General features: G+C 63.0%; 1 protein-coding gene. It reads left to right on the top strand.

The genetic code is table 11. The annotated features are described in order from the left end of the window. A partial coding sequence (locus DNJ95_RS19115; RefSeq protein ID WP_131186281.1) for a DUF637 domain-containing protein occupies window positions 1-883 on the top strand: 883 nt, incomplete at both ends.

Genomic DNA, 883 nt, shown 5'->3' on the forward strand with positions numbered 1-883 from the left:
GGGCTGCAGATCGACATCAAGGAAGTGAACCGGCAGACGGTGAGCCAGACCATCGAGGCGATGGTCCAGGCCGACCCCGAACTGGCCTGGTTGAAGGAGATGGAACAGCGCGGTGATATCGACTGGCGGCGTGTGAAGGAAGTGCACGACTCCTTCAAGTACAGCCATTCGGGGCTGGGTGGGGCGGCGATGATGATCATTGCCATCGTGGTGGCTTACTTCACTGCGGATGCTGCGAGCGGGCTCATCGGTAGTGCAGCAGGTGCAGGGGCAGGAAGCGGTTCTGCAATGGCTGCCGCAGGCTCTTCAGCAATGGTTTCTGCAGGTACTGCAGTTGGCACTATGGGGGCTGGCTGGGCCAACGTGGCGCTCACCGCTGTGGCGACCTCTGCTACCAGTAGTGCTGCCATCAGCACTGTCAACAACCGCGGCGACCTGGGGGCTGTGTTCAAGGATGTGACCTCCAGCGATGCCTTGAAAGGCTACCTGGTCACCGGCGTCACGGCCGGCCTGACGGCGGGCCTCTACGACCAGTGGACGGGCACCGAAACCGCGGCCAGCAGCACCAGCAATGCGGTGGGCGCCAATACCCCGCTGAGCAATGCCGGCACCGTCAGCGTGCCGGGATCGGGCCTGAGCAGTTGGTCGGGTGTGGGCCAATTCGCTGCCAACCAGGCGCTGCAGAACACCACCTCGGCGGCGCTGAGCAAACTCGTCGGCCAGGATGGCAGCTTCAGCGATGCCCTGCAGAGCACCCTGGCCAATACCTTCATGGCGGCGGGGTTCAACTGGATTGGTGACCAAAGCCTACCAGGCAAATGGGATTTACAAGACGGCAGTGTCGCCAAGGCTGGTCTGCATGCCGTGATGGGTGGCCTCGTCG

Origin of the sequence: Stutzerimonas kirkiae, assembly GCF_004327335.1 — a bacterium.
Taxonomy (GTDB): Bacteria; Pseudomonadota; Gammaproteobacteria; order Pseudomonadales; family Pseudomonadaceae; genus Stutzerimonas; species Stutzerimonas kirkiae.